This window comes from Lapidilactobacillus mulanensis, from assembly GCF_003946215.1.
Lineage (GTDB): Bacteria > Bacillota > Bacilli > Lactobacillales > Lactobacillaceae > Lapidilactobacillus > Lapidilactobacillus mulanensis.
In genome coordinates, this window is record NZ_RHOW01000005.1 from 78,315 (window position 1) to 86,419 (window position 8,105).

Sequence of the window (8,105 nt, forward strand, 5' to 3'; positions counted from 1 at the left end):
TCAAAAAGTATCAATTGCATTTTCCGGAGCCGTTTTTTATCGTTTCCGAGTTGCCTGTGCGATAATATTTAATAAGCTCAATTTATTAGAAAGCAGGAAATGCCATGAGGATCATCTTCGGTCTACTCGCGCTGGTCGTCGCGCTGGTGATATACGCATTTAGAATCGAACCGTTTTTGTTGCGCGTTGAACACGTCGAATATGGCAGCGCCCAAAGTCAAACGAAATTGAAAGTCGTTCAGTTGTCCGATATTCATATCTCGAAGGCATTTACGGCTCGGCGTTTAGAAAAAGTTGTCGAGCAGGTGAATGCCCAAAAGCCAGACTTAATTATTTTTACGGGTGATTTGTTTGATGATTACGATAAATTCGGTGCCAGCGAAGAACCAGAATTGATCGAAAAACTAAGTCAATTAAATGCGAAGTACAAAAAAATAGCTATTCTGGGCAATCATGATCATTATTCGGCCAAGACCAGAGCGCGCAAAGTTTTAGAAGCGAGCGATTTTCGGCTGCTGAGTAATGAAGGAGTTAACTTAACCATTGATAGTCAACGTATTTTCATCGGGGGCTTGGCGGATTCATTGTCTGATCAGCCGGATATCGATCAGATGATGGCCATGCGTTATGATGCGGATTATACCTTGCTATTGACGCATGAGCCTGACGTTGCGGACGACTTGACCGATTTTAACGCCCAATTGATTCTAGCGGGGCACAGTCATGGTGGTCAGATTTGGGTGCCAGGCCGCGTGCGTAATGCGCTATCTAAAAAATATGTGAACGGTCAGTATCAATTGGCGAATCAAACGCAACTGTATGTCAATTCAGGAATCGGAACAACCATGATCCACGCACGTTTTGGGGTGGTTCCCGAAATAGCAGCGATCACGATTCATTTATAATTTTTTTAGGAAATAGACTTTACTATTTACCCAGTTTGCCGGACAATGAATGCAATATTTATTTTGTTGGAGGCAATTATGGCAAAAATTGAAAGTTTTGAATTAGATCATACTGCGGTTAAGGCACCATATGTGCGCCTGATCACGGTTGAAGAAGGATATCACGGCGATGAAATCAGTAATTTCGATTTGAGACTCGTGCAACCCAATACGGCGACGATCGACATGGCTGGGCTGCACACGATCGAACATTTGTTGGCGGGATTATTGCGCGATCGGTTAAACGATGAGACCGCGCAGGTTCGCGTTTTGGATTGCAGCCCCTTCGGTTGTCAAACCGGATTTCACTTGATGATCTTAGGAACACCATCCGTCGAGAAAGTTGCGCAAGCTTTGAAAAGTAGCTTAGAAGCCATTGCCAACGAAATCGTTTGGGAAGATGTTCCGGGAACGACGATCAAGAGTTGTGGTAATTATAAAGGGCACAGTCTTTGGTCGGCCAAAGAGTGGTCTAAATTAATTCTCAGCCGCGGAATTAGTACCGATCCTTTCGAACGTCGAGTCATTTAATTAAATTTGAACACAAAAAAATCAACAACGTTTAAGCGTTGTTGATTTTTTTAAGCAATAAATTGCCCCTGCCAAGGTAATTCAAGTATAGAACTGTCACATGGAAAAATAAAGTCACCCGAGAGATTTTTTGAAGAAATTCCATCTTAGCTGATGACATTAGCGACTTTTGCCGTCGTTATTTCGGTCTCTGGTCCGTTACTCAGAACTTACATTATTGTTAGAATTAAGGCTGTTAATTGCATTAACTGGGCATTACCCCTATAATTTGGGTAAGAAAACTTTGTAAGTAGCTATGCTGCGGGTGTTATTGGATGTTTTTGATGAGATTTGCATACGCAGCCAAAACGTTGGCACTCGCAGCTTAAAAATGGAGGATTTAGCAGGTATGAATATTGGGATTTTTACGGACACCTATTTTCCTCAGGTTAGTGGTGTTGCGACTTCTATTCGCGCACTGAAAGATGATTTGGAACGCAAGGGACATCATGTTTATATTTTTACCACGACCGATCCGGGTGTCGACAAGGATGAAGTCGAACCAAATATTTTTCGTTTCGGCAGCGTGCCGTTTATTTCGTTTACGGATCGTCGTGTCGCCGTGCGCGGGTTATTTCATGCACTCGAGGTTGCTAAGGAATTAGATTTAGATATTGTACATACGCAGACTGAATTTTCGATGGGCTGGATCGGCAAGTTTGTTGCTAAGAATTTAAAAATCCCCTGTGTACACACTTATCACACGATGTACGAGGATTATTTGCACTATGTGTTGAATGGCCATTTACTGAAGCCTTATCATGTCAAACAGTTTGTGCGCACTTTTGTCAATCATATGGATGGTGTCGTTGCGCCCAGTCAGCGGGTGACCGAGAGTTTGCGGCGTTATGGCGTGAAAATTCCAATTCGCGTGATTCCTACGGGGATCGATCTACAATTGTATGATCAACCAGAACCCGATCGCGTTGCACAATTGCGCACTGAATTGGGGTATACCGACGAAACTCCCGTGATGATGACGCTAAGTCGACTCGCCAGTGAGAAGAGAATTGATCAGTTATTGTCGGTTTTCCCACAGTTGGCCAAATCTGTGCCTAATTTGCGATTCATGATCGTCGGCGATGGCCCTGAGCGTGAAGAATTAGAAGAACAAGCGCAGTCACTGGGCATCAGCGATGTGGTGACCTTTGTCGGTGAGGTTAAACACGATCAAATTTCGCCGTACTATCAATTGGCGGACTTGTTTGTTTCCTCCAGTGATACGGAAACGCAAGGCTTGACATACATCGAAGCCATGGCTGCTGGCCTGAAGTGTACGGTTCGCAGTGGCGAATATACGGATAGTGTGTTTGATGATCCAGATATTGGGACCACTTTCCGAGATTTGAATGAAATGCAGGCGCAAATCACGAATTATTTGCTACATCCGCACGCTTTTTCAGATCCACAACCGCGTCAACGTAAACTTTTTGAGATTTCGGCGGATCATTTTGGTGATTCCGTTCTGAATTTCTATCACGATGCCACAGATAATTATCGGCTGACCAATTTGAATCGCATGAGTTTGACTGGTCGCAGTGAGGAGCGACTATGATCCATATTAATATGTTTTCATCTGCAGATAAAGTTGCGGGTCAAGGTGTGGGCAGTGCCTATTTGGAATTGGTGAGTTTGCTCAAAGAGAAATTGACCGGTGAATTTGATGTGACGATCAATCACTATGGCTCCGCGGATATTACGCATTATCACACGATCGATCCACAATTTTTCATCTCGACTTTTTCGAAGAAACGTGGCCGCAAAATTGGCTACGTTCACTTTTTGCCGGAAACAATTGAGGGCTCATTGCGGATGCCGAAGTTTGCCAAGAAGATCTTCTATTGGTATATGATCAAGTTCTATAAACGGATGGATCATTTAGTTGTGGTGAATCCGAGCTTCATTCCTAAGATCGAAGCGTATGGGATTGCGCATGATAAAATTAGTTATATTCCTAATTTCGTTTCGCCCCAAGAATTTCCGGATCGATCCGAGCAAGACAAGCAAGCGTTGCGTGAACAGTACCATTTCCCCCAAAATAAGTTTATTGTTTTTGGGTCGGGCCAGGTTCAGCAACGTAAGGGCGTCGATGATTTTGTCCAGTTGGCTATTAAAAATCCAGACGTCCAATTTATTTGGGCGGGTGGTTTTTCATTTGGTCCCATGACGGATGGCTATGACCACTTTAAAAAAATTGTGGATCAACCGCCAAAGAATCTGCTTTTTCCAGGCATCGTCGAACGAACGAAAATTGCCGACTATTTGAATCTGGCCGACCTATTTTTCTTGCCATCATATGACGAATTGTTTCCAATGTCGGTGCTGGAAGCCTTTAGTTGCGGCGTTCCCGTGCTATTGCGTAATCTGGAATTGTACGAGGCAATCATATCAGGTAAATATGCAGGTGCCGACGATTTGACCGGTTTTGATCAACAATTGCATCAATTGATCGCGGATCCAGAGTATTATGATCAATATCAAAAATTAGCGCGTTCTGCGGCGGTTCAATATTCGCCGGATCATTTAGCCGTTATTTGGCGTCAATTTTACACAGAACAAGCAAATCAATGAGATAGTAGGGGCAGGATGAATCGTAAAAATAAGTTAGCATTAGGGCTAATGGTCCTTTTGGGTGGCTGGATTTTTTGGCATGAGGGCAAAGAAATCAACTTCCACCAAGTGATAAAAGGGCTGGCGCATTTGCAGTGGTACTGGTTAGTCGTCGCGGTCTTATTGATGCTCCTCTCGTTCGTGGCAGAAGCGGCGGTATTGAAGACATTACTCGAAAAAAAAGGCGAACCCAAACAGCCACGCTGGAATTTATTACGCGTGCCACCGATTCAGGCCGTTTTCAACGCGATCACCCCTTTTTCATCGGGTGGTCAACCTGCACAACTGGTTGCCTTATTGAAAATCGGTTATGAGGGTGGTCGTGCGAGTTCGGTGCTCTTAATGAAATTTGTGATTTATCAGTTAATGGTGCTGATAAATTTTATTCTGACCATGTTTATTGGTTTCCACCAAGTCGTGATGCAGTTTCATGGCCTCGCTTGGCTGATTGCGTTCGGGTTTACCATTCACGTCATCACGATCGGCACCTTGTTGATGATCATGTTTTATTACAGTTTTACGAAGGGATTAACGCGCGGATTTTTCCAATTACTGGGTAAAATTTTCAAAACGCCGAGAATCCAAAAGTGGTCTGATCAAGCCATGCTCAAAATTGAAACTTTCCATCAAGAAAGTATTCAGCTAAAACGCGAGAAGAAAAAAGTATTACGAGCAGCCATCCTGACCTTAGTGCAGTTGATGGCGTATTACTTGATTCCTTATTTTGTATTATTGGCTCTTAATGTTGCTCATGTTGATCTGATCACGGTTTTCAGCATGCACGTCATGATCGTGATGATCACCTCGATTTTTCCAGTTCCAGGTGGTGCTGGTGGTGCAGAATACAGTTTCAAAACGTTATTCTCACTTTTCATTCCCAGCCAGACCTTATTGATCTTGGGGATGTTTTTGTGGCGCTTCATCACGTTCTATTTAGGCATGATCTTAGGGATTATCGCCACCAGTATTCCGCCTAAACGAATGTTTGATCGTAAAAGCGAACAGGACAAGATGTGAACAATCAGTAAAGAATTGTTTACGTTTTGTAAGAGCAAGTAAGCTTACTCGCTATTTTTTGCTAGAATATCTAGAATGAAGTTGAATTTTGTTGCACACATGGAGGATTTACATGAAACGTTTCGCTGAAAACCTAAAAATGTTCTGGAACAGCCGCTGGGGATTTTTCTTTCTGGCTATCGTTCTATTCTGGGTCAAGACGTACTACGCTTATACCACGAAATTCAATCTAGGTATTTCCGGCGGAATGCAGCATTTATTAGCATTACTCAATCCATTGCCGACGACAATTTTACTCTTTGGCGTTGCCTTATACTTTAAAGGTCGCAAGTCATACATCATCATGTTAGTGATCGATTTTTTGACGACTTTTTGGTTGTTTGCCAATGTCCTGTATTACCGAGAATTTTCGGATTTTTTGACGACCACTTTGATCAAGGGCTCTGGCTCAGTTTCGAATAATCTTGGCAAAAGTGTGATGGGGATCGTCGAACCAACGGATTTTTTGGTGTTTATTGATGTCCTGATCCTGATTTTATTACTGGCATTTCGTCTTCAAAAAGTTGATATTAAACCGATCAAGAAGGCTGTTGCAGGTTTAGTGACGGTTTTTGCGGTGATTTTTTTCGGATTTAATTTAGCCGCAGCCAACGCGGATCGTTCGGGTTTGCTGACGCGGACTTTCGATAATAATTATATTGTTAAATATCTCGGCCTGAATTCTTACGCCGTTTATGATGTGGTCAAGTCGGCCAAGACGAGCGCCGTTCGTGCCAACGCCGATGCTAGCGACATGAAGACGGTTCAGAAATACATCAAGGCGAATCACGTACCTGGAAACCCAACCTATACTGGTGTGGCCAAAGGTAAAAATGTTTTTATCATTCATCTAGAAAGTTTGCAGCAATTCTTGATCGATTACAAAGTTGACGGTCAAGAAGTGACGCCTAACTTAAATAAAATCTATCACGAAAATAATACGTTGAGTTTCGATAATTTCTATAATCAAGTTGGTCAAGGGAAAACGGCCGATGCTGAATTAATGTTGGAGACCTCTTTATTTGGCTTGTCCGAAGGGGCAGCCATGGTAACGTCTGGTTCGACTAACACTTGGCAGGCAGCACCTGCAATTTTCGATCAGCAACAAGGTTATACTTCTGCTGCTTTTCATGGTGACGTGCCTAGTTTCTGGAATCGTGATAACACTTATAAGTCTTGGGGGTACAATTATTATTTCAGTAAGAGCTATTTTCAATCGGGCGAGAATTTCGATGTTGGTTATGGTCTGAAAGATAAGATTTTTTTGAAAGACTCGATGAAGTATATTGAGCAGTTACCACAGCCCTTCTATGCTAAGCTGATCACAGTTACTAACCACTATCCATATTTATTGGATAAGGCGAATCAATCGATCCCTAAGACCACGACTGGTGATAAGACGGTCGATGGTTACGTTCAGACCGCGCACTATTTGGATCAGGCAATCGGCGAGTTCATGGCTTGGCTCAAAGAGACTGGCTTGGATAAGAACAGCATGCTTGTCTTTTATGGGGATCACTATGCCATCTCTGGGAATCACAAGCCTGCAATTGCCAAGCTTCTCGGCAAGAAGAAGGTTACCGATTTTGATGTCGCGCAATGGCAACGTGTGCCTCTAATGATTCACATGGATGGCTTAAAGGGTGGCATCAATCACACGTATGGTGGCGAGATTGACGTCTTGCCTACGATCGAGAACCTATTGGGGATCGACAACAAAGATTACATCCAGTTTGGGAGCGATTTGTTAGCACAGAATCGCAATCAGACCGTCGCTTTTTACAACGGTGATTACATCACACCAGAATTGACCCGCTATGCTGGCAAGAATTACAAGACTAGTGATGGCTCAGAAGTGAAGAAGCCAGATGCTGCCACGAAGAAAACAATAGAAACGTTGACTAACCATGTAGCGACGGAACTTTCGTTGTCACGTAGTGTGATCAACGGTGATTTATTACGTTTTTACACGCCAAAGGGTTTCAAGAAAGTTGATCCGAAAGATTATAGTTACAAGCTAAGTACGTCCTTAAAGACTTTGAAGAAAATGCAGAAGCAATTGAAGACGAGCTTATTGTATCAAAATGATAATAAATCAAGCTTAGATTTGTACAAAACTGACGCACCTGAGTTAAAATCAGAGTCAACGGGGGATGGTGGGTGATAGCAGTGGCTCAAGTAGTAGCTCAAACAGTAGTTCAAGCAGTAGTTCAAGCAGTAGTTCAAGCAGTTCGTCTAGTAGTGAAACCACTGACGCAAAATAGAAGTGATCGTCATGGGTAATGCACGTTTCGATCGCGCGCGGGATTTATTGCGGAGTAAACGAATCAGAATGACGCCACAACGCGACGCCATTTTGAAAATATTAGTTGATTCGCGAGCACATCCAACGGCAGAAGCTGTATTTAAACAGCTGCAAGATCAGGTTGAAGATATTAGTATTGCAACGGTGTATAATAATTTGCGGCTGTTCACCGATCTCGGGGTGATCCAAGAGTTGAAGTACAGCAACGAACCCAGCCACTTTGATTACGTAAGTGTGCGCCATTTTCACGTCGTCTGTCAGCATTGTGGCAAAGTAATAGATGTATTTTATCCAGATCTGGCACAGATAGAGCGTTTAGTGACGAATTTGACGGGTTATGAAACGGTCGGCAACAATATTGAAGTTTACGGGATTTGTCCAGACTGCCAGCAACAATTGGCAGATCAGCCCCGTAAGTAGTTTGTGAATAGATCTAGATTCGTCCTAGATAATTTTTCCAAATATCTGAAATTCCTGTTGACATTAAAAATAACAACATGCTATACTAATTGAGTTGCTGTTACAGCGATTGATGATTTCAACGCGTTGTTCTAACAACACTGTAGGCCTTTGAAAACTGAACAAAGTTTCGTAATATGCAGGGTTCATTACAGGAGACT

7 protein-coding genes are annotated in these 8,105 nt (G+C 42.9%); all 7 read left to right on the forward strand.

Annotation, left to right across the window (positions count from 1 at the left end; all coding sequences use genetic code 11):
• The first annotated feature begins 104 nt into the window (after window positions 1-104).
• The 7 genes from EKM67_RS02310 (at window position 105) to EKM67_RS02340 (ending at window position 7,905) form a co-directional block, all read left to right on the forward strand.
• Window positions 105-905 (forward strand): metallophosphoesterase, encoded by an 801-nt coding sequence (locus EKM67_RS02310; RefSeq protein ID WP_125576888.1) that lies wholly within the window; start codon window positions 105-107, stop codon window positions 903-905.
• A gap of 78 nt (window positions 906-983) precedes the next feature.
• Window positions 984-1,475: an S-ribosylhomocysteine lyase gene (locus tag EKM67_RS02315; protein ID WP_125576890.1), complete on the forward strand. Its 492-nt coding sequence runs from the start codon at window positions 984-986 to the stop codon at window positions 1,473-1,475.
• 388 nt (window positions 1,476-1,863) lie between these two features.
• Window positions 1,864-3,069, forward strand: a complete 1,206-nt coding sequence (locus EKM67_RS02320; protein ID WP_125576892.1) for a glycosyltransferase family 4 protein — start codon at window positions 1,864-1,866, stop codon at window positions 3,067-3,069.
• Complete coding sequence (locus tag EKM67_RS02325; protein ID WP_125576894.1) at window positions 3,066-4,085, forward strand: glycosyltransferase family 4 protein; 1,020 nt, start codon at window positions 3,066-3,068, stop codon at window positions 4,083-4,085. The genes EKM67_RS02320 and EKM67_RS02325 overlap by 4 nt, the downstream gene beginning before the upstream one ends.
• A gap of 15 nt (window positions 4,086-4,100) precedes the next feature.
• Window positions 4,101-5,141: a lysylphosphatidylglycerol synthase transmembrane domain-containing protein gene (locus EKM67_RS02330; RefSeq protein ID WP_125576896.1), complete on the forward strand. Its 1,041-nt coding sequence runs from the start codon at window positions 4,101-4,103 to the stop codon at window positions 5,139-5,141.
• 112 nt (window positions 5,142-5,253) lie between these two features.
• On the forward strand, window positions 5,254-7,344 hold the full coding sequence (locus EKM67_RS02335) for an LTA synthase family protein (protein WP_125576899.1): 2,091 nt from the start codon (window positions 5,254-5,256) through the stop codon (window positions 7,342-7,344).
• A 111-nt stretch (window positions 7,345-7,455) separates the two neighbouring features.
• On the forward strand, window positions 7,456-7,905 hold the full coding sequence (locus EKM67_RS02340) for a Fur family transcriptional regulator (protein ID WP_125576901.1): 450 nt from the start codon (window positions 7,456-7,458) through the stop codon (window positions 7,903-7,905).
• Window positions 7,906-8,105 lie beyond the last annotated feature (200 nt).